This window comes from Tenacibaculum geojense (assembly GCF_042676005.1).
GTDB lineage: Bacteria > Bacteroidota > Bacteroidia > Flavobacteriales > Flavobacteriaceae > Polaribacter > Polaribacter geojense.
In genome coordinates this window covers 1-831 of record NZ_JBHTJR010000069.1, presented here as the reverse complement: position 1 = coordinate 831, position 831 = coordinate 1, and the positions used below count along the sequence as shown (strand labels likewise).

The window sequence follows — 831 nt, the reverse complement described above, 5'->3', positions numbered from 1 at the left end:
TGTCAACGTACCTCCCGATGCAACACTCAGTGAATTCCAAGTAATCGTGTTTCCTGTTAACAAACCACCATTACTAATATTAGTAATTCCTGAATAGCCTACAGGTACCATATCGGATATCGATACTCTTGTAGCTGCATCTGGACCTGCATTAGCTAATACCAACTCAAAGGTTAATACATCGCCCACATTCGGTGGTAATACAACGCCTGAATTCTGAACTCCTTTTACTAAACTTAAATCTGATGCTGTTGGAACTACCGTAGCACTCGCCTCATCATCATCTGAAATACCATCTCCATAATCATCTACCGTAGCATCTGAACTTGGATCACTATCTGGATCAAACTGATCGCTGCCTGTTATCGCTGCATTATTTACATACTCATTTGCCGCGCCTGTTGGGGCATTTACAATTACCTGATATGTTAGAGTTATTCCTGCTAATGGAACACTTAATCCACTCCAATTTATCGTAGTTGCTCCTGCATTGTAAACGCCTGAATTACTTATACTTCCAGGCACAATACTAAATCCTACTGGTAAAACATCTGATACAGAAACTCCTGTAGCTGCATCTGCTCCTCCATTGGTTAATCCTAAACTAAAGGTTAATACATCCCCTACATTTAAACTTCCTCCATTATCATCTACATAATTCTTTGTTAAGGCTAAATCTGCACTTTTAGGTACAATAACAAAACTTGCCTCATCATCATCTGTAATACCATCTCCATTATCATCTACCGTAGCATCTGAATTTGGATCACTATCTGGATCAAACTGATCACTATCTGTTATCGCAGCATTATTTACATACTCACCTGCTAC

Annotated in this window: 1 protein-coding gene; it reads right to left on the bottom strand. The window is 39.2% G+C overall.

Annotated features, from left to right (window positions below; genetic code table 11):
- Window positions 1–831, bottom strand: an 831-nt coding sequence (locus ACFQ1U_RS13695) for a hypothetical protein (RefSeq protein ID WP_386109342.1), incomplete at both ends; no start/stop codon positions are given.